We start from the raw sequence: 19,092 nt of genomic DNA, 5'->3' as shown, positions 1-19,092 counted from the left end.
TCGTTATTTCGGCGCTGACAATGTCATTACGCGGGCGGCGACGCTTTACCCGTTCGACCCTGGAGCTGGCACAAATCGCCTGGTCCGTGCATGATCGCGGGGTGGTGAGCCTTCCCGTCCGCGGTGCCTTTGTCGGGCGGGCCGCAGAATTGTCGGCACTGCTGGCGGCCTATCAGGATCCGGCGCTGCACACCGTGCTGGTCGCCGGGGAGGGCGGGCTCGGCAAATCCCGGCTGGTCGCCGAGTTCACCTCGCGGCTCAGCGCGGACACGGTGGTGTTGGCCGGGCGGTGCCCCGAGTTCGGCAACAGCGTGCCGTATGCGCCGTTCGTGTCGGTGCTGCGCGCGCTGGTGCGACAACTCGGGGTGGAGCGGCTGGCGACGCTGCTTCCGGTGACCCGGCCTGCGTTGGCGCGATGGTTGCCTGAGCTGGCGGCGCACGCCGGGTCGGCCGAGGGCGCGGCGGAGGCCGATCGGATTCGGTTGTTCGGGGAGATCCTCACCGTGCTCGAGCAGCTCGCGGTCGGCCAGCCTGTGGTCGTCGTGCTGGAGGACCTGCACTGGGCCGACGATTCGAGCCGGGATCTGCTGGCGTTCCTGGTGGCCAACTCGGCGCAGCGCGGCCCGCTGCTGGTCGGTACCTATCGTCCCGCCGACTCGGCGGCGACGCGCAGGCTGGTCGCGGGGCTGCGCCGCGATCCTGGTGTGCGACTGGTGGTTCCGGAACCACTGACCCGGCACGAGGTGGGCAGGCAGCTCGCGGCGCTGCTCGGTCGGGAACCCGAACCGGGGACGATCGCGCGAATCTCTGCGCGCAGCAAAGGGATTCCCTTGTTCGTCGAGGCGCTCAGCACATCGCCCGAGGACACGCCTGCCGAACTGTCGGAGTTGCTGCTCGGCTATCAGTCCGAACTAGCACCGCAGACGCAGGCGTTGCTGCGGCTCGCCGCGGTCGCGGGTTCTCCGGTGCGGCACACGCTGCTCGCATCGGCCACCGAACTCGACCAGGACGCATTGCATCACGCGCTTCGTCAACTGATCGATCGGCAGATCCTCATTGCGGACGACACCGGGTACGAGTTCCGGCACATTCTGCTTCGCGACGCCGTCTACGGCCACCTGCTGCCCGCGGAGCGGAAACGCCTGCACGCCAGGCTTTCCCACGCGCTCACCGGCGACCGCGAATCATCGAGTGCCGGCGCGCTGGCCTATCACGCACATGCCGCCGGTGAGTTGCCCCTGGCACTGGACGCCTCCTGGCGCGCGGCCGCGGAGAGCGCGGGCGCGCACGCGGAACGGCTGCACCATCTCGATCGCGTGCTCGAACTCTGGGACAACGTGCCCGACGCCGCCGGACGCGTCGCCGCGGACCGACTCCAGGTGCTGGAGCAGGTCGTCGAGACCTGCTATCACGGCGGCTTCGTCGAACGCGGCATCGCGGCCGCGGACGAAGCACTGCCGCTGGTGGACACCGACAGTGCGCCGGAGCGCGCCGCCCGGCTGCTCTACTGCCGGGCCGCCCTGAATAACCAGAGCGGCAAGGGAGGTGACGACGATCTGGTGCGCGCCTCGGCCTTGCTACCCGTGCATCCGCCGACCCTGCTGCGCGGTGAGGTGCTGGCCGAGCTCGCCGCGGCCCACGCCTTCAGCGGCGATGCCACCGAGGCCGAGCGCAACGCGCTGGCCGCCGCCGAGGTGGCCGAGCAGCTCGGCGCCACGGCGCTGGCCGCCCGCGCTTACGCCTACCTCGGGCTCGCCGCCGCCCGCTCCACCCGAACCGACAGTGCCGTGGCCTGTTTCGAGAAAGCCCACGGCGCGGCGGCCGCCGCGGCGGATCCGCAGACACTGCTCACCGTGGTGCTGTGGGAATCGGCGGTCCTCGTCGCCGCAGGCGATTACGCGGCGGCGATCGCGGCCATCCAGCAGGGTCTGCGGGCCGCCCACGAGACCTTCCGCTTCGCCGAGGCCGGCCCGATCCTGCTGGTCAAATGGGCGCAGGCGCTGACCGCGCTCGGCCGCTGGCCGGAGGCGCTCACCCTCATCGATGAATCACTGACCGAGCAACTGCCGCCACTCAGTAAGGCGGCGCTGCTGCTCTCGCACGCCAGAATAGTGTTGGCACAGGGTGATTCGGCCGCCGCCAGGAGCAGCGCGGACACCGCCGCCGGTCTGTTGAGCGACGGGCCGTGGGCCCGGCAGTACCAGATCCAACTGCGCACCGTGCAATGCGCGACCGCACTCGCGCTAGGTCGAACGCAGCGGGCCGCCGACATCGCCGTCGAGACGCTGTCCGCCGACGATCTCGCCGCACACCATCACGAAGTGTGGCCACTGCTCGCCCTCGCGGCCCGGATCGGCGAACTGCCACCAGCTCTCGACTCGCTCGCCGACGCCTTACCGGTCACCACCGCCGTCGACGCCGCCCATCGCGCCGACCACGCCGCCGCGTGGTCCGAGGCCGTATCAGCTTGGCGGGCATTGGGTCAGCCCTACGAGCTGGCTCTCAGCCTTTTCGGCGCCGCCGAAACCGAGCTGGCGGAGGGCAACCGGCCCACCGCGCAGGCAGCCTTGCGCGAATCCGCCACCATCGCCACCGATCTCGGCGCCGCCCCCCTGCTCGCGCAGGTCCGCCGGGTAGCCGAACGAGCCGGACTCACCCTGACCGATCAGTCGCCGGAACCCCCCACCGCCGCCAGCCCATCGACCTTCGGCCTCACCCCGCGCGAACTCGACGTCCTACGCCTGGTCACCAAGGGATTGAGCAACCGTCAGATCGCCGCCGAACTCTTCATCAGCGGCAACACCGCGGGCGTGCACGTTTCCCGCATCCTCACCAAGCTCGGCGTCGCCACCCGCACCGAAGCGGCCGCCGCCGCCCACACGCACCAGCTGTTTACGAGCGCGGGCTGACCGGCGGTCATTTCGGGTGTGCCGCGAAGAATTCCCACAGCAGGTCGGTCGCGTTCACCCCGGCGTCCGGCTGGGACAGCGTGCCTTGCGCCGCGCCCGGCCACCCGTGACCCATCTCGGGGATCCGGTACACCTGAACCTCGCTGCCGTCGCCGCACTCGGCTGTCGTGCGGGTGATCCCCTTGGTCGACGCCGCGGCGGGTTCGGCGGGAGCGCACGCGAGCCGCTGCTGCCACTGCGTGATGCCGGCCTCGAACTCGCCGATGTAGCGATCCCGGCCGCCGAGGAAGGTGATCACCGAAACCGGTACGGACGGCTTATACGCCTCCTCCTTGGCCTTCGCACCGATGAAGCCGCCGCTGACCGGAGCGATGGCGGCGAAGGTACCGGGTAGCTCCACCGCGAGCTTGTAGGACATGTCGCCACCATTCGACATACCGGTGGCGTAGACGCGTTTCGGATCGGCCTTCCACTCGGCAACCATCGCGGCGACGACCGTCCGGATGAAGCCGACATCGTCTTCCGTACCGCAACAGATCAGGGCGTTGTACGCGCGGGAGTACCCCTCCGGGTAGACGACGAGGAAGTTCTCCTTGTCCGCCTTGGCATTCAAGCCGGAGGTGGCGGCGATCTGAGCCGCGTCGCTCGGATAGGAGTGCATGGCAACGACCAGCGGCAGCGCGGCACTGTCCTGGTAGCGCGGGGGCGTATGCACCACGTAAGTCCGCTGCTTGCCACCGAATTCGAGGCGGACGGTTCGATCCCGATCGGTAGCGCCCGTGGTTGTCGATGGCGGCGGCTGAGCGGTCGGTGTGCCCGCCGGTGCGGACGAGCCCGTGCACCCCGACACGCTGAGCGCACAAACAATACTGGCAATGGCGGCGAAGCCACGAAGCCGACCCATCGAATCACTATGACACTGAAGACTGTTCCGCGAGGCGACTCGCCGTCAGGTTCCGGCACGAATTATCGCGGACAAGGCATCGGCCGTTCGGCGACAGAAGGTTTCGGCGTCGTCGAGGCCGTGCGTCACGCCGCGCAGGAGGGTGCGCGCGACCAGGATCTCGAAAACCAGATCGGTGGTGGCGGATTCGTCGGCGCCCGCCGGGATGGCGGGGGCGATCCGGTCGGCGAGGGCCTTGCGGGCTGGGACGTCGGCGCGGTCGTGTAGTGCGCGGTAGCGGGCGGGGTCGTGGTGGTAGGCCGACATCAGTCCGGGCACCGCGGCGCGGGTGGCCGGCTCGGCGACCCGCTCGAGGAACAGGCGGGCCCAGGCGATCAGGTCGGCGTGCAGGTCCTCGGTTACCGCTGGCAGCCAGAGGTTTTCGGACCCGAAGACGGCGTCCTCGATCAGCGCCTCCTTGCCCGGCCAGCGGCGATAGATGGGCGCGGTGCCGACTCCGGCGCGACGAGCGACCGCGGCGATGGTGACGTCCCGGTAGCCGACCTCGGCGAGCAGCGTGCGGGTGGCGTCGAGCACCGCGTGGTCGATCTGGCTGTCGCGCGGGCGGCCCGCGGCGGAGCGGGCGGGGTCGGTGGATGTCACACGGCGCAGCGTACCGGGCGGGAATCGTCGAAACAAATACGTTGCGGTGCGCATCGTAATATATTGGCCCGCATCGGTTCTATGAAGGGAAGTTCGGTGCTCGTACCCGACGACGAAATGCTGTGCCACCAGCTGGCAACCACGTTCGACCATGTGGCGCAAAGCGATCTGCGCTGGACCGAGCGGGTGGTGATGTACGGCTTCGACACCTCCGGCGAGGTGAGTGTGATGACCGGCCTCGCCCGCTACCCCAATCGCAATGTGATGGACGCCTACGCGATGGTGACGATCGGCGGCAAGCAGGCGCGGGTGGTCCGTCTCGCCACCGAATTCACCGCTCCCCGTGCGTCGTTGGACTCGTGGACGGTCGGCCCCTACACCTACGCGGTCACCGAACCGCTCCTCGGCACCCGAGCGACGTTGGGCGGCAACGAGCACGGGCTGAGCCTGCACCTCGACTTCCGCGGGAGCTTCCCCGCCTACGAGCAGACGCCGGCGTTCCATCGGTCCCGCGGCCGGGTGCGCGAGGACGCCCGCCGCTACTACCAGAACGGCGTCGTCACCGGCTGGATCGAACTCGACGGCAGGCGCATCGATATCGACCCCGAGCAGTGGTGGTTCGGTCGCGACCACTCGTGGGGCGTGCGACACGGTCCGGGCGGCGGCAGTCTGGACGAAGGGCCGGGGTTGCCACCCGTCGAGGTGCCCGACGGCGTCCTGTACTACATGGGCATCTTCCAATTCGACGACCGGCTGGTGCATTTCGCGCAGCGGGAGACGAGCACCGGCCAGCGCTGGCAGTTCGAGGGCGAGGTGTTGTATCCGCTCGCCACCGGCCAGGCACCGACGCCCATCATCGATGTCGAACACGAGCTGACCTTCGAGCCGGACCTGCGGGTAATCTCCGGCGGCACCTTCACCGTGCACCAGGCCGACCGCACCAGCACCACCCTCGAGGTGCAACCCACCTGCCGCTTCTGGCCGGGCCTCGCCGGATACAACGAATACCGAGGCTACGCGTCCGGCATGTGGCGCGGCCCAGCGTTCAGCGACGGGTTCACCGTCGACCTCACCGATCTCGACCAGATCGGGCCGGTCAGCCTGCTCAGCGAGACGTTGTGCACGGTACGGATGGGTGACCGGGTCGGGCACGGCCTGGTCGAGATGGTCTGCGTGGGTAACTATCCGCGCTACGGCTACACCGGATGGTGACCGCGATGACCGAACGTCCCACCCCCGAACAGCTGCCCCCGCTGCTGGAAAAGGTGATCCGGCAGCGTATTCCGCACGCCGAGCACGCCACCGTCATCGGCTGGCAGCGTGCGGAGCAGGGCTTCGCCTCCGACACTTACCTTTTCGCCGTCGACGGCATCGATAACACGGACACACCGCTGGGTCTGGTGTTCCGCCGACCACCCGAGGTGCCGCTGTTTCCGGACTACGATCTGCGCCGCCAGTTCGTCGTGATGAAACGCCTTGCGCCCACCGGCATTCCGGTGCCGTCGGTGCGCTGGATCGACACCGGCACCGCGGACCTCGGCAGCCCCTATCTGATCATGGACCGGATCGAGGGCGGCCGGACACCGAGCGATGTACCGCCGTACCACGAATCCGGCATGTACCTCGCGGCCGCGCCGCACGAACGAACGACGATGTGGTGGGGCTGCGTCGACACCATGGCCCGGCTGCACCTCCTCGATCCGGCGGCACTGCGCCTGGACTTCCTGCGCCTCCCCCGATTCGGCGGCCACCCCGTCGAGCAGGCCGTCAACTATCTCGACTGGGCGGTGCACTGGGCGGCGCCGCACATCCCCGACACCATCGAGCGGGCGATCACCTGGCTCCGCGACAACCGCTACGACCCCGAGCATCTCGCCCTCTGCTGGGGCGACTCGCGGCTGTCGAACATGCTCTACGACAAGGACTACGGCGTGATCGGCGCGCTGGACTGGGAGGTCGGCCACCTCGGTGACCCCGAATCCGACCTCGCCTGGCTGCTGCTCACCGACTGGGTGTCCAGCGAATACCTCGGCAAGGCGCGCCTGCCCGGCACCCCTAGCCGCGCGGACACCATCGCACGCTACGAGGCGGCCACCGGCCGCCCGGTCCGGCGGCTGCGCTACAACGAGATCCTCGGCGCCGTGCTGCTCTCCGTCGCGCTGCTGCGGATATCGACCTACCTCGACATGGGCGACCTGTCGGCGGTCGCGGTCGCGCGGCTGGAGTTGCTGCTCGGCGAGTCGTGAGCGCTACGGTCACCCCCTTCCGAGCGCGACGGTCATTGGCGGTACCCCGGAACGTGCCTAGCCTCGGGGGCACCGATCCGGACGGGCGGGGTTCGGCCGTGGCCGCCTGCCCTGCCCTCGTCCAGGACGACAGAGAGCGGAGACATGGGACCACTGCACGGAGTGAAAGTCATCGAGATCGCCAGTCTCGCGCCAGGCCCGTTCGGCGCGATGATCCTGGCCGATCTCGGCGCGGAGGTGCTGCGCGTCGACCGTGGCGGCGCACCCGGCGAGGGCATCGTCTCCCCGGCGGGGCCGCTCGACCGTGGAAAGCACAGCATCACACTGGATCTCAAGCAGCCGGCCGATCGCGAGACGCTGCTCGCGCTCGCCGATCATGCCGACGTGCTCATCGAGGGGTTCCGCCCCGGCGTCGCCGAACGCCTCGGCTTCGGCCCCGCCGAACTCGCCGCGCGCAACCCGCGCCTGATCTACGGCCGGATGACCGGCTGGGGTCAGGACGGCCCGCTGGCCCGCACCGCCGGGCACGACATCGATTACATCGCGATCTCCGGCGCGCTCGGGTTGGTCGGCCGCGCCGGGGAGCCGCCGGTGCCGCCTGCCAATATGCTCGGCGACTACGCGGGCGGCGGCCTGCTGCTCGCGCTCGGCGTGCTCGGCGCGCTGTACGAACGGGAACGTTCCGGCAAGGGGCAGGTGATCGACGCGGCCATGGTCGACGGATCCGCCCTGTTCACCGCGTCCATGCACGGGCTGCACCACCTCGGCCTGTGGAACTTCCCGCGCGGGGAGAACATGCTCGACGGCGGCGCACCGTTCTACGACACCTACGAGTGCGCCGACGGCCGGTACCTCGCGGTCGGCTGCGTGGAGATCCCGTTCTACAACCAGATGCTCGCCATCCTCGGCATCGACGACCCCGATCTGCCGTTCCAGCTCGACAAGAACGGCTGGCCTCAGCTCAAGGAAGTGCTCGGGGCGAAGTTCAAGGAGCGCGCCCGTGACGAGTGGGCCGAGATCTTCGCAGGCTCCGATGCCTGCGTCGCGCCGGTGTTGAGTCCGTGGGAGGCCCACGAGCACCCGCACAACAAGGCCCGCAACGCCTTCATCGAGGTCGACGGCGTGCTCCAGCCCGCGCCGGCGCCGCGGTTCGACCGCACCCCGGTCGATGTCCCCGCGCCGCTCAGCTCCGACCCGGAGCAGGTGCGAAAGCTGCTGTCCGGCTGGGGTGTTCACGCCGACCATATCGAGCGGGTGACCACCTGATCCGAGTTCGGCTCCAAGCACCTTCCCGTCCGCTACCTTCGACCCATGGCCGGGCCACTGCATCCGCGCGAACCGTAAGATACAGTGGTCGGCACATGTCTCGAAAGGATGGCTGATGCGTTCGACGCTGCTTTCCCGGCGCGATCTCGATTTCCTGCTCTACGAGTGGCTCAACGTCGAGGAGCTCACCAAACGTGGGCGCTACGCCGACCATTCGCGCGAGACCTTCGACGCGGTGCTCGAGCTCAGCGAGCAGCTGGCCACCAAATACTTTGCGCCGCACAACAAACTCAACGACGCGAACGAGCCGACCTTCGACGGCGAACGGGTCACCATCATTCCCGAGGTGGCCACGGCGCTGGCCGCCTTCGCCAAGGCCGGATTGCCCGCGGCGGCAATGGATTACGACCTCGGCGGGGCGCAGCTGCCGGTCACCGTCGCGCAGGCGAGCTATGCCTGGTTCCAGGCGGCCAACCCGGGCACCTCCGGCTACTCGTTCCTCACTGTCGCGAACGCGAACCTGCTGCTCAGCCATACCGGTCCGGAGTTCACCGAGCGGTTCGTCCGTCCGATGCTGGAGGGGCGGTTCTTCGGCACCATGTGCCTGTCCGAGCCGCAGGCCGGTTCGTCACTGGCCGATATCGTCACCCGGGCCGAGCCGCAGGACGACGGCACCTATCGGCTGTTCGGCACCAAGATGTGGATCTCCGGCGGCGATCACGAGCTCGGCGAGAACATCGTGCACCTGGTGCTGGCGAAGATCCCCGGCGGCCCGGCAGGCACCAAGGGCATCTCCCTGTTCGTCGTGCCGCGGTTCCTGGTCGACGACGACGGCGCGGTCGGCGAACGCAACGATGTCGCGCTGGCCGGACTCAATCACAAGATGGGCTTCCGCGGCACCGTCAATACCGTGCTGAACTTCGGCGAGGGCCGCTGGACCCCGGGCGGCGCGGCGGGCGCCGTCGGCTACCTGGTCGGCGAGCCGCACCGCGGGCTGTCCTACATGTTCCACATGATGAACGAGGCGCGCATCGGCGTCGGCCTGGTCGCGACGGCGCTCGGCTACACCGGCTACCTCGAATCCCTCGACTACGCCCGCACGCGCACGCAGGGCCGGGCCAAGCTGCCCGCCGATCCGACGGCACCGCAGCGACCGATCATCGAGCATGCCGACGTCAAGCGAATGCTGTTGGCGCAGAAGGCCTACGCCGAGGGCGCGCTGGGACTCGTGCTCTACTGCGCGCGGCTGGTCGACGAGCAGCACACCGCCGACTCCGACGAGGAGAAGCGGGCGCTCACCCTGCTGCTCGACATCCTGACCCCGATCGCCAAGAGCTGGCCGTCGCAGTGGTGCCTCGAGGCGAACAACCTCGCCATCCAGGTGCTCGGTGGTTACGGCTACACCCGCGAGTACAACGTCGAGCAGCACTACCGGGACAACCGGCTCAACCCGATCCATGAGGGCACGCACGGCATCCAGGGCCTGGATCTGCTGGGGCGCAAGGTAACCCAGCAGGGTGGCGCGAGCCTGATCGCCCTCGCGGGCCGGGTGCAGAACACCGTGGCCGCCGCCAGCGCGGCCGGTGGCGAGGCGGCCGAGCTCGCCGCGCAGCTGGATGCGGCGTGGCAGCGGCTCGTCGAGGTGACCGCCGGGTTGTTCGCCGGCGGCGACGTCGAGGCCGCGCTGGCGAACAGCTCGGTCTACCTGGAAGCCTTCGGCCATAGCGTGCTGGCCTGGATCTGGCTCGAGCAGCTGCTGGCCGCCGCCGGGCGCTCCGGCGACTTCTACGACGGCAAGCGGCATGCGGCCCGGTACTTCTACCGGTTCGAACTGCCCAAGACGGCACCGGCATGGGATCTGCTCGCCCGCCTCGACACCACGACCATCGAGATGCGCGACGCCTGGTTCTGATTCGGTACACGTGTCGGAAGATGTACCATTTTTCGATGACCACCCGGAGCCAGCGAACCACCCGCCCACCAGGACGACCGGCGTCGGCGACCCGCGAACAGGTCATCGCGCTGGCCAGGCAGTCGTTCCTGGCCGGTGAACGGGTGGACATCCAGGCCATCGCGGCCGAGCTCGGACTCAGCCGCGCCTCGGTCTACCGCTGGTTCGGGTCCCGCGAAGGAGTACTCGGCACGGTGCTGGCCGGCGAGTTCGCCGCGCTGCTCACCCGCGCCGATGCCCGGCGGCGCTCGACCGGGGCCCGGCGCATCCTCGACGTGCTGTATCGGGTCAATCGCTGGATGACCGACAATGTGCCGTTCCGGCGGTACTTCGAGAACGAGCCGCTGTCCGGTCTGCGCATCCTCACCGCAGGCGACGGACCGGTGCAGCCGCTGGTGGTCACCACCGTGCGCGAGCTCATCGCCCGCGCCGAGCGCGAGGACGACTACCGGCCGCCGGTCGAGCCGGACCTGCTCGCCTACGCGCTGGTCCGCCTCGGCGAGGCGTTCCTGTACAACGATAATGTCGCAGGCATCCGCGGGGATGTCGACCGGCTGCACGAGGTGCAGGCCGCGCTGCTCGGCATCCCCGAGGCGATCACGAGACCTGCCACAGGAAGCTGACATGTCGGACGCACTGCTGCACCAGCGTTTTCCTGACCTCACCGACTCGCTGCCGTATGTGCGGCTCGGTACCGCGCCGACCCCGATCCGCCGGCTCGACGTCGGCACCGCAGCTCCGCTGTGGTGCAAGGACGACAGTCGCTATGGCGACGGCGCGTGGGGCGGTAACAAGGTCCGCAAGCTCGAATGGTTACTGCCCGAAGCGCATCGGCGCGGTGCACGGACGATCTTCACGGTTGGCGGCACCGGCACCAACTGGGGGCTCGCCACCGCACTGTACGGCCGAGAGCAGGGCATCGAGACGGTGCTCGCGCTGGTCGACCAGCCGACGGACGACCATGTCCGCGCGCAACTGCGGCGACTGGAGAACTCCGGCGCCACAGTGCATTTCACGCACACCAAGCGACGCACGCTACTGACGGCGCCCTGGTTGTACCTGAAGCACATGCAGGGCCGTAGGCGGCCCTACTACCTCCCGGTGGGTGGCTCGTCGCCGATCGGCGCGCTCGGCTATGTCGAAGCCGCGCTCGAACTGGCCGACCAGATCGCCGCGGGCGCGATGCCCGAGCCGAGCCATCTCGTGACGGCGGTCGGTTCCGGTGGCACCGCAGCGGGTTTGGCGCTCGGCCTACGGCTGGCCGGGCTCAACACCCGGGTCGTCGGCGTCGTCGTCAACGACGCGCTCCCCCTCGACGCCCAGCACATCGTTCGCCTGGCCGAGCGTGCGCAGCGGCTGTTGCGTTCGCGCGGTGCGCGATTCGAACCGACCGGCCTGCGCCCCGACGACCTCACCAGCACCACGGACTGGCTCGGGCCCGGCTACGGTCACCCCACCCCCGCCGCCCACGAGGCACGGACCCTCGCGGCACAGGACGGGCTCCGGCTCGAAACCGTATACACCGCCAAGGCATTGGCCGCCGCACTGCACCTCGATACCGCCGGCTTTTTCGGTGCGGGGCCGGTGCTGTTCCTCAACACGTACGGCCCCCGGTGACGCGCTGCCAGTCCGAAGAGTCGTGTGCCTACGCCACGTCGGCGACGATGATCACCCCGGTCGACGCCTCGAGCAGCGGGATCGTCCGTGCCGCAGCGTCGTATACGTGCACCCTGGGGTGTGGTGGGTGCTGGTCTTCGTAATAGGTGCCAGGCCCATAGAACTGGCCGTATTTCACGACCACACCATCGATGTCGAGGACAGCCGCCTCGTGGTCCTGGATGACCTGGCCGCGGCCGCCCGCCGGTTCCCAGGCGATGCTCTGGGCGAGGAATCGCTTGGCTCCGGCGGCACGGGCGGCGGCGATGAGGTTGCGGGTGCCCTCGGTGCGGATGCGCGCGTTCGCGCCGGCCCGTTCCGGGAGCAGGGCCGCGTCGTCGGGTAGATCGGTCAGTTGGTGCATCACCAGGTCGGGGCGGAAGTCGACGACGGCTGCGGTCAACGCGTCCTGGTCGTAGACGTCGCAGATCACCGGCACGGCCCCCGCGTCGCGCACCTGGTCGGCTTTGGTGGCCGAGCGGGTCATGCCCGCGACCTCGTGCCCGGCCTCTACCAGCAGCGGGACCAACCGTGTTCCGATGACGCCGGTCGCGCCGGCCAGAAAGATCCGCATCATTCCACCCTAGTGACCCGTTCGGGTGTGAGACGTTCAAGGTGTCGTCGGCGAGGTGAGGAATCTTGATGCATGCGTCAGTCGTAGCGCTACCACAGGGCAAAGTTCGCGGCAACGCCACCGGGTCGGTGGCCGCTTTCCTCGGAATACCGTATGCGGCAGCGCCATTGGGTGCCGCACTGTTTCAGGCTCCCGGCCAGGCACCCAGCTGGGATGACGAACGGGACGCGACCCGCTTCGGGCCGACCGCTCCGCAAGTGGGTTACCCGGAGCCGCTGCGCTCGATCTTGCACAACCCGATCATCGAGGGGCCCGAATTTCTGAACCTCAATGTGTGGACACCCGATCCGACGGCCTCGGGCCTACCGGTCATGGTGTGGATTCACGGTGGGGCGTTCCGCGTCGGCTCCAGCGCCGTCTCCGTCTACGACGGGCACGCCTTCGCTCGGGACGGAGTGGTGCTGGTCAGCATCAACTATCGCCTCGGGGCCATCGGTTTCGCGGCGATCGACGGGTCACCGGCCAACCGTGGTCTGCTCGACCAGATCGCCGCCCTCCGGTGGGTTCGCGACAATATCGCGTCGTTCGGCGGGGACCCCGAGCGAATCACAATCTTCGGCGAATCCGCGGGCGCCATGAGCGTCGCCACGCTGATCGCCTCGCCCTTGGCCGCGGGTCTGTTCCAGCGCGCGATCATGCAGAGCGGCAACGGAACCATCGCCTCGACGCTCGCGGACGCGCGCCTGGTCGCCGCCGACTTCGTCGGGCGACTCGATACCCCACCCGAAGACGCCGGTATTCCCGCACTGCTCCACGCGGAGCGAAACCTGGTGCTCGACTTCATGTTCCAGCAGCTACCCCACCGCTGGGGCGCGTCCTCCATTGCCGCAGGGCTGGGCCAGATGGCTTTCGTGCCCACGATCGACGGCCACAGCCTCACCCAACTCCCCCTCGACGCCATCGCCGGGGGCGCTGCGGATGACATTCCGCTTATCGCCGGCAGCACCACCGACGAATTCCGCCTGTTCGCGACGCCGGCGGGACTCACCGCCACACTCACCCCGGAACTACTCATCACAACGCTGAGCTCCCGCGGACTCGACCCGGCCATCGCCGATATCTATGCAGCCAACCGCCCCACTGCGAGCCCCGGTGACCTGCTGGCCGCGATCCTCACCGACTGGGCATTCCGGATCCCCGCGGTCCGCATGGCCGAAGCCGCCGCCACCGCGCATGTCTACGAATTCGCCTGGCCCACTACTCATCTCGATTTGCGCGCCTGCCATGCCCTCGAGGTCGCTTTCGTCTTCGATACCTTGACCGCCGAGGGCACACAGATGATGGTCGGCGCCGACGTCCCACCCCAGACCCTCGCCTCCGAAATGCACCATATCTGGGTCGATTTCGCGCACGGCCGTACTCCCTGCTGGGCCCCGTACGACGCAGGCACCCGGACCGTCATGACCTTCGATGCCCCGCGCTCCCATGCGGTGTCCAACCCGCGTGCCGACGAGCTCGCGATCTGGCTCGACTGACCGCCAGTGGGTTCCGTCCTGCGCGAGCCGTTTACGATGTGCGCGGGGATCTGGAGCGAGGAGCGGCTTGATGGAAGCGACGTTCGATGTGGCCGCACTGGTCGGGCATCACTATCGTGCTGACGACTATTACGAGGTCGGCCGCGAGAAGATCCGCGAATACGCGCGTGCGGTCCAGGATTTCCATCCGGCGCACTGGAGCGAGGACGCCGCCGACGAGCTCGGCTACGCCGGTCTAGTCGCGCCGACCACGTTCGTCTCGATCCCCGCGATGCTGGCCAACCGCAAGCTCTTCGAGAGCGTCATCACCGGTTACGACGTGTTCGTGCAGACCGATCAGGTTTTCGAGATGTACCAGCCGGTGGTCACCGGCGATCGACTGGTCAGCGATGTCGAACTCGCCTCGGTGCGCCGGATAGCGGGCAACGATCTGCTCACCATCAAGAACACCTTCACCGACCGGACCGGGCGGGTCGTGCAGGTCATGCACACCACCGTCGCGGGCATCACCGGCAACGACGTCGCAGCCGGGGTCGGCGACGCGATCGAGCGCGTCATCATGCACGGCATCGAAATCCCCGGCCGCGCCGCGACCGCCTCGAACACCCCCGGCGAAGCCACCCGGACCGCCGCGCAGAGCGCCACCCCGTCCGAGGTCTCCCGAACCCGCCTCCCGCGCACCGCGATTCGCTTCGAGGACCTCACCGTCGGCGACGAACTCCCGCCCCGCGTCAACCAGCTCACCCGCGGCGACCTGGTGAACTACGCCGGTGTCGCGGGCGACGCCAACCCGATCCACTGGCACGACGACATCGCCACCCTGACCGGCCTGCCCGACGTGATCGCCCACGGCATGCTCACCATGGGCCTCGGCGCCGGCTACCTCACCGACTGGCTCGGCGACCCAGGCGCCATGACCCGTTTCGGCGTCCGCCTCTCCAACTACACCGTCGTCGACGCCCGCTCCATCGGCACCGTCGAATTCACCGCCCGCGTCAAATCCCTCGACCCGGAAACCCGCTCCGCCGTCCTCGTCCTCGTCGCAAAGTCCGCAGGCCGCAAGATCTTCGGCCTCGCCACCGCCGACGTCCGCCTCGCCTGACGCGGGCTACGCACCCGCGTTGAAGGTCATTTCGCGGATCAGGATGGCTGGGGAGAGGCCGAAGGTTTTGGTGCAGACGCGGGTGAAGTGGGCGCCGTCGTAGAAGCCCGCGGTGTGGGCGGCGTCGGTGAGGGTGTGGCCGAGGGCGATGTGGTCGATGGCTCGGGACATGCGCAGCCAGCGGACGTAGGGGCGGAACGGGAGTCCGATCTCGGCCGTGAACAGGTGGCCGAGTCGGCTTTCGGACACGTCGACCGCGGCGGCCACGTCCCGCAGTCGGACCGGGCCCGCCGCGATGAGGTCGGGTAGCCGGCGCAGGGCGGCGGTGAGCGCGGGGTGTCGCATGGCGGCGGGGCCCGGCTTCGCGTAGGGCAATCCGTCTGCCCACCAGTCATTTTCGCCGAGCTCAGCGATAAGGGCGGCGCCTGCGGCCGCCCAGGACTCGGCGGATCCCGGTTGCGCAACCGTCCGGCTCAATTCGACGCCGTCGGCGGATTCGGCGGCCAGTTGCACCATTTCGCCGTTCACCACGCCCTGGACCATTTCGTGGGCGGTATCGGCGGGAATCACCGCCGCCGGGCAGGTGACGATTGTCGCACCGGCATCCGCCATGATGAACTCACCGCGGCGGGCAATGAGCACCTGCACCGAATGGTGGGCATGCATCTTCGCCGGCGACAATCCGCCGCGATAGGACAGCACACCGGGGCGAATAGTCATCTCGCCGAAACACGACAAAGCCTAGTCCTTCTTCGCTGAATCCCTAACTGCTCCACCCACGTTAGGTTTCTCACAGCGCACCAACGGGTGCGTATCGCCCAGAATACTCATAGCGCCCACCGCGTCCCGCATATACAACGTCGTATAGATCGAGGATCGACATGACACTTCCCCCGGGCCAACGAGCCGTCGACGGCTTCCCGCGCTTCGGCACCCATCTGCATCACCCACCACCGCCGGTCCCCGCCGACCCGGCGATCGAGATCGGCGGCCCCCTGACCGAGCCCATCACGCTGTCGGTGGCCGATCTCGTGGACCTGCCGCGACGGCAGCTCGATGCCGACTTCCATTGTGTCGCAGGATGGTCGGCTACCGGTCTGCGGTGGGAAGGAACCGCGTTCGAACCGCTCTACCGTGCCCGGATCGAGCCGCTGCTCCAGCCCGGCGTGACCATCAGCCACGTGGTCTTCGAGGGACTCGACGGCTTCCGGTCGATCGTGTTGCTGGAGGACGCACTCGCCGCCGATGTGCTCATCGCCGACCGCCTCGACGGACACCCACTCACCGGTGACCACGGCGCCCCGGTCCGACTGGTCAGCCCACACCAATATGGCTACGTTAATACGAAACACCTGTGCCGCATCGAATTCCACGCCACCGAGCCCGTGGATCCGGAACGCTGGTCGCCCCTCGCCGCGCACCGCAGAGCGCGCGTCTGGCAGGAGGAACGTCACCGCTATCTCCCCGGCCGTTTCGTGCGCCCCATCTACCGCACACTCATCGGCCCGATCCGCGCATTGAGTGCCCGAGGCAGTCGCGGATAACCGGACGATCTGACAGAGTGTCACTGTGGCAGGATGGTTGAGACGGCTGTTCCGCAAGACCGCCGACGAGGTTTACCCTGGCTACACCGCCGCGGAAACAGCGAGTATCACAGCGCAGTTCGCGGAATTCAACCGGGAAAGAGAGCGCGCCGAGGCCGAATTGCGCGCCAACCCTTATCATCCGGATCCCAGCGACAATCCCGCCATCGAATCGGTCCTGCGCGCCGCACCCCGGGAAGCATGGCACCAATTGTGGTCTGCCGTCGACGACATCCGTGCCGAGGACCCGCAAGCCCTCGGGAGCTGGCGAACGAATAATCGCGACGGGTCGTTATGCATGCCCCACGTCCAGTACAGCGAAGCGGTCGATCGCATGACCCAGGCCGTCTACGCCGTCGGTGCCATCGTGGGCTTCGACTGGATGAAGTGGGACAGGAAGACTGCGTATCCGGGCGGTCGGGGTCTCGAGACCGCCCCCGTCGCCGATGCCGCCCGAGTGCTCACCGCCGTGATCCGCGGCGAGCGCTTCGGCGATGGCATCATCCTTACGGCGCTGAACGACGGCACCCTACCTGCTGCTCTGCAACGGTTGCGTACCTGGTACGAGCAGCAGGAAATGGCCTAGTCCGCTCCCGTGCCGACCTGCCGGGTTCCCCGGGCGGCGAGCACCACTCCTACGCCGACTATGGCCGCGCCGACGAAACGCAGTGGCGAGCTCTCCGAGACACCCAGCAGCACGCCGGTCACCAAGGCACACACGGGCACCACCCCGGCGAAGGCGCCGGCCGTCTCCACCGGGATTCGATCCAGCGCCGCGTACCAGAGGAGGAAGGCGCCGGCCGACGCCACGACGGCGAGATAGCCGATGGCCGCCGACTCCGCCAGCGTGGGCAGGCGGGCGGTCGGCACGTCGATCAGCACCGCGACGATTCCGCAGAGGACCGCGCCCGCGGTCGCGGCGTAGGTGGCGGTGGCTTTCGCGCCGATCTCCCGCACCAGTGGAATGGCCACGAGCGAGAAGGCGCACTCGCCCGCGAGGGCACCTGCCGCGAGGAGCAGTCCGACCGGATCGGCCGCGGCACCGGTCCATTGCACGACGACCGCACCCGTGGTCACGATGCCCGCGGCAACCACCGCCCGCATCGACGGTGAGCGACGAGCCATGAGCGGACCCGCGAGGGCCAGCACCACCGGCACCGCACCGACGACCGCGCCGACCACACCCGCGTCGACCCGTTGCAGCGCGAGCACCAGGCAGATATTGAAGCCGGCCAGACCGGTCGCGCCCAGCACCCCGATCCTGGTGAGCTGCGCCGCGTTGACCCGGGGCAGCCGCCCCCAGAAGAGAACGAACATCAACGCGGCGGCGATGCCGTATCGGACCGTTTGCCCGGTCATGATCGGGAACTCGGTCAGCGCCGTCGTCGCGGCGATCGCGGAGCCGACCGCGACACTGGAGCCCAAGGCAAGCAGGGTCCCGAGCCAAGCAGCGGATCGTTGCTCAGCGGCTCGGGACACGCTGAGGCTCATACGATTTCGCTCGGATCCGCTGGCCGTAGCGCCGTGACGGGGCAGGATTGCGCGCATCCCGCCATCATCTCGCGGCGATGTTCGCAGAGTTCCGGATGACGGGCTCGGATCTCGGTCAACCGTTCCGGCTGGAGCACGTCTTGCACGACAGCGGGTTGACACCGGTTGCGGGCGAACAAGAAACCGTCGCAATGGTGGGCGTCCTGGTAGGACGGTGTCGCCTGCAAAGTCTGGTGCAGCTGGCGAATCCGGTAGTGCGGTACCGCCGGGTACAGATGATGTGCGAGATGCCAATTGGAATTGTGTGGTGCCAGGAATTGTCGGACCAGCCACGGCGCATCCCAGCTGCGCGTCGCCTGCCATGGATTGTCCGAGCGCAATCCGGCGTGATCGGCGATATCACTCCAGTACCGCAGGATTTGATAGAAGGTGACGTATGGGACTACCCACAGGAGCAGGAATTCCAGACCGGCACCGGACACCACGAAGGCTGCGGAAACCGCAACGATAAAGAGTACCCGAAGGCGCGTTTCCTTACGATCCTCGTCGCGTCCGATCAGATCCGCCGTCACCTGATACGGCACATGCGTCATCAAGAGCGGCTTCAGCAGGTGCCGCCGCACGAATTGCTTCATATCCCGCGGATTCACCAGGCCGAGCCGCATATAGCCGAGCAATTTCGGATCGCGGCGATCGTCCCAGAGATGCCGGTGATGCTCGCAATGCGCGCAGGTGTACGACGACAACCCGGAGAAGATCGGCCAGGCGATGAAGACGCGCCCGAGCCACTTGTTGGCAGGCCCGTGCCGAGTGAGTTTCAGGTGGCTGGCCTCGTGCATCAGGCTACGCAGCGCGCGCTGCCTGCCCGCGATGACGATCACGCCCGCCAGGTACACGAGCGGTTGGTAATGGAAGCGCACGACAACAATGGCTGTACCGATAATTACCAGCCAGTCGGCCAACAGTCCGAGCGGGCCATGCCAATTATCCCTGCTGTTGTGAATATCTTTGACGGCTTCTTTCGTCTCCGGGGAAAGTTCCCTTTTGAAGCCACCACTCGACGGTCGCGAAGCTCGACATCTTTGCTGAACTCTGTCTTCTTGCGGCATTGCCGTACGTCCCCACTCGAATCACCACACGGCATCGACCCGGTCGACACCGCGGCCGGATAGCTCAGGTCCAGCGAATTCCAGGCAGCCACGATAACGATGTCCCCCGTGAATTGAACGCATT

At 68.1% G+C, this 19,092-nt stretch carries 17 protein-coding genes; 11 read left to right on the top strand and 6 right to left on the bottom strand.

Annotated elements, in window-relative coordinates; translation table 11 throughout:
* Positions 1-101: 101 nt before the first annotated feature.
* Entirely contained in the window at positions 102-2,909 is a 2,808-nt protein-coding gene (locus tag ACIHA7_RS36965) for an AAA family ATPase (RefSeq protein ID WP_397296270.1), read from the top strand.
* Between the two features lie 7 nt (positions 2,910-2,916).
* Here ACIHA7_RS36965 and ACIHA7_RS36960 read toward each other — a convergent pair whose 3' ends face one another.
* The gene (locus tag ACIHA7_RS36960; RefSeq protein ID WP_397296268.1) at positions 2,917-3,627 is read right to left on the bottom strand and encodes an alpha/beta hydrolase family esterase; all 711 of its coding nucleotides are present in this window, start codon (positions 3,625-3,627) and stop codon (positions 2,917-2,919) included.
* A gap of 231 nt (positions 3,628-3,858) precedes the next feature.
* Positions 3,859-4,455: a TetR/AcrR family transcriptional regulator gene (locus ACIHA7_RS36955; RefSeq protein ID WP_397296266.1), complete on the bottom strand. Its 597-nt coding sequence runs from the start codon at positions 4,453-4,455 to the stop codon at positions 3,859-3,861.
* Positions 4,456-4,551: 96 nt separating this feature from the next.
* On the opposite strand from ACIHA7_RS36955, the gene ACIHA7_RS36950 reads away from it, so the two are divergent.
* The 6 genes from ACIHA7_RS36950 (at position 4,552) to ACIHA7_RS36925 (ending at position 11,535) form a co-directional block, all read left to right on the top strand.
* Positions 4,552-5,667 carry a hypothetical protein gene (locus ACIHA7_RS36950; protein ID WP_397296264.1) on the top strand — a complete coding sequence of 372 codons (1,116 nt, stop codon included), beginning with the start codon at positions 4,552-4,554 and terminating at the stop codon, positions 5,665-5,667.
* Positions 5,668-5,672: 5 nt separating this feature from the next.
* Positions 5,673-6,701 carry a phosphotransferase family protein gene (locus ACIHA7_RS36945; RefSeq protein WP_397296262.1) on the top strand — a complete coding sequence of 343 codons (1,029 nt, stop codon included), beginning with the start codon at positions 5,673-5,675 and terminating at the stop codon, positions 6,699-6,701.
* Positions 6,702-6,845: 144 nt separating this feature from the next.
* The gene (locus ACIHA7_RS36940; RefSeq protein ID WP_397296260.1) at positions 6,846-7,967 is read left to right on the top strand and encodes a CaiB/BaiF CoA transferase family protein; all 1,122 of its coding nucleotides are present in this window, start codon (positions 6,846-6,848) and stop codon (positions 7,965-7,967) included.
* Positions 7,968-8,082: 115 nt separating this feature from the next.
* Positions 8,083-9,879 carry an acyl-CoA dehydrogenase gene (locus ACIHA7_RS36935; RefSeq protein ID WP_397296258.1) on the top strand — a complete coding sequence of 599 codons (1,797 nt, stop codon included), beginning with the start codon at positions 8,083-8,085 and terminating at the stop codon, positions 9,877-9,879.
* Between the two features lie 35 nt (positions 9,880-9,914).
* Positions 9,915-10,541, top strand: coding sequence for a QsdR family transcriptional regulator (locus ACIHA7_RS36930; protein ID WP_397296256.1), 627 nt, complete (start codon positions 9,915-9,917; stop codon positions 10,539-10,541).
* A gap of 1 nt (position 10,542) precedes the next feature.
* Positions 10,543-11,535: a 1-aminocyclopropane-1-carboxylate deaminase/D-cysteine desulfhydrase gene (locus ACIHA7_RS36925; RefSeq protein WP_397296254.1), complete on the top strand. Its 993-nt coding sequence runs from the start codon at positions 10,543-10,545 to the stop codon at positions 11,533-11,535.
* Between the two features lie 28 nt (positions 11,536-11,563).
* Here ACIHA7_RS36925 and ACIHA7_RS36920 read toward each other — a convergent pair whose 3' ends face one another.
* Positions 11,564-12,148: an NAD-dependent epimerase/dehydratase family protein gene (locus ACIHA7_RS36920; RefSeq protein WP_397296253.1), complete on the bottom strand. Its 585-nt coding sequence runs from the start codon at positions 12,146-12,148 to the stop codon at positions 11,564-11,566.
* A 68-nt stretch (positions 12,149-12,216) separates the two neighbouring features.
* On the opposite strand from ACIHA7_RS36920, the gene ACIHA7_RS36915 reads away from it, so the two are divergent.
* Both ACIHA7_RS36915 and ACIHA7_RS36910 read left to right on the top strand, forming a co-directional pair.
* The gene (locus ACIHA7_RS36915; RefSeq protein WP_397296251.1) at positions 12,217-13,683 is read left to right on the top strand and encodes a carboxylesterase/lipase family protein; all 1,467 of its coding nucleotides are present in this window, start codon (positions 12,217-12,219) and stop codon (positions 13,681-13,683) included.
* 70 nt (positions 13,684-13,753) lie between these two features.
* The gene (locus ACIHA7_RS36910; protein ID WP_397296249.1) at positions 13,754-14,785 is read left to right on the top strand and encodes a fused (3R)-hydroxyacyl-ACP dehydratase subunits HadA/HadB; all 1,032 of its coding nucleotides are present in this window, start codon (positions 13,754-13,756) and stop codon (positions 14,783-14,785) included.
* Between the two features lie 6 nt (positions 14,786-14,791).
* Here the strand turns inward: ACIHA7_RS36910 and ACIHA7_RS36905 are convergent, their stop codons facing one another.
* On the bottom strand, positions 14,792-15,505 hold the full coding sequence (locus ACIHA7_RS36905; RefSeq protein WP_397296248.1) for a helix-turn-helix transcriptional regulator: 714 nt from the start codon (positions 15,503-15,505) through the stop codon (positions 14,792-14,794).
* Between the two features lie 161 nt (positions 15,506-15,666).
* Here ACIHA7_RS36905 and ACIHA7_RS36900 point away from each other — a divergent pair, with 161 nt between their 5' ends.
* Positions 15,667-16,329 carry a molybdopterin-dependent oxidoreductase gene (locus tag ACIHA7_RS36900; protein WP_397296246.1) on the top strand — a complete coding sequence of 221 codons (663 nt, stop codon included), beginning with the start codon at positions 15,667-15,669 and terminating at the stop codon, positions 16,327-16,329.
* A gap of 25 nt (positions 16,330-16,354) precedes the next feature.
* Positions 16,355-16,954 (top strand): DUF6508 domain-containing protein, encoded by a 600-nt coding sequence (locus ACIHA7_RS36895; protein ID WP_397296245.1) that lies wholly within the window; start codon positions 16,355-16,357, stop codon positions 16,952-16,954.
* On the opposite strand, the gene ACIHA7_RS36890 is transcribed toward ACIHA7_RS36895, so the two are convergent.
* Complete coding sequence (locus ACIHA7_RS36890) at positions 16,951-17,859, bottom strand: DMT family transporter (protein WP_397296244.1); 909 nt, start codon at positions 17,857-17,859, stop codon at positions 16,951-16,953. The two genes, ACIHA7_RS36895 and ACIHA7_RS36890, sit on opposite strands and share 4 nt — an antisense overlap.
* Complete coding sequence (locus ACIHA7_RS36885; protein WP_397296242.1) at positions 17,856-18,968, bottom strand: fatty acid desaturase family protein; 1,113 nt, start codon at positions 18,966-18,968, stop codon at positions 17,856-17,858. Before ACIHA7_RS36885 ends, ACIHA7_RS36890 begins: the two co-directional genes overlap by 4 nt.
* Between the last annotated feature and the right edge of the window lie 124 nt (positions 18,969-19,092).

It is taken from the genome of Nocardia sp. NPDC052316, assembly GCF_044547795.1.
Taxonomy (GTDB): domain Bacteria; phylum Actinomycetota; class Actinomycetes; order Mycobacteriales; family Mycobacteriaceae; genus Nocardia.
The sequence above is the reverse complement of the archived record's forward strand: the minus strand, read 5'-3'. Positions and strand labels throughout refer to the sequence as shown.

What these genes read in the sequence shown, in the direction of transcription:
- ACIHA7_RS36945 (WP_397296262.1), top strand. Translation starts at nt 5,673, where the DNA reads ATGACCGAACGTCCCACCCCCGAACAGCTGCCCCCGCTGCTGGAAAAG.
- ACIHA7_RS36940 (WP_397296260.1), top strand. Translation starts at nt 6,846, where the DNA reads ATGGGACCACTGCACGGAGTGAAAGTCATCGAGATCGCCAGTCTCGCG.
- ACIHA7_RS36935 (WP_397296258.1), top strand. Translation starts at nt 8,083, where the DNA reads ATGCGTTCGACGCTGCTTTCCCGGCGCGATCTCGATTTCCTGCTCTAC.
- ACIHA7_RS36930 (WP_397296256.1), top strand. Translation starts at nt 9,915, where the DNA reads ATGACCACCCGGAGCCAGCGAACCACCCGCCCACCAGGACGACCGGCG.
- ACIHA7_RS36925 (WP_397296254.1), top strand. Translation starts at nt 10,543, where the DNA reads ATGTCGGACGCACTGCTGCACCAGCGTTTTCCTGACCTCACCGACTCG.
- ACIHA7_RS36920 (WP_397296253.1), bottom strand. Translation starts at nt 12,148, where the DNA reads ATGCGGATCTTTCTGGCCGGCGCGACCGGCGTCATCGGAACACGGTTG.
- ACIHA7_RS36915 (WP_397296251.1), top strand. Translation starts at nt 12,217, where the DNA reads ATGCATGCGTCAGTCGTAGCGCTACCACAGGGCAAAGTTCGCGGCAAC.
- ACIHA7_RS36910 (WP_397296249.1), top strand. Translation starts at nt 13,754, where the DNA reads ATGGAAGCGACGTTCGATGTGGCCGCACTGGTCGGGCATCACTATCGT.
- ACIHA7_RS36905 (WP_397296248.1), bottom strand. Translation starts at nt 15,505, where the DNA reads ATGACTATTCGCCCCGGTGTGCTGTCCTATCGCGGCGGATTGTCGCCG.
- ACIHA7_RS36900 (WP_397296246.1), top strand. Translation starts at nt 15,667, where the DNA reads ATGACACTTCCCCCGGGCCAACGAGCCGTCGACGGCTTCCCGCGCTTC.
- ACIHA7_RS36890 (WP_397296244.1), bottom strand. Translation starts at nt 17,859, where the DNA reads ATGAGCCTCAGCGTGTCCCGAGCCGCTGAGCAACGATCCGCTGCTTGG.
- ACIHA7_RS36885 (WP_397296242.1), bottom strand. Translation starts at nt 18,968, where the DNA reads ATGCCGCAAGAAGACAGAGTTCAGCAAAGATGTCGAGCTTCGCGACCG.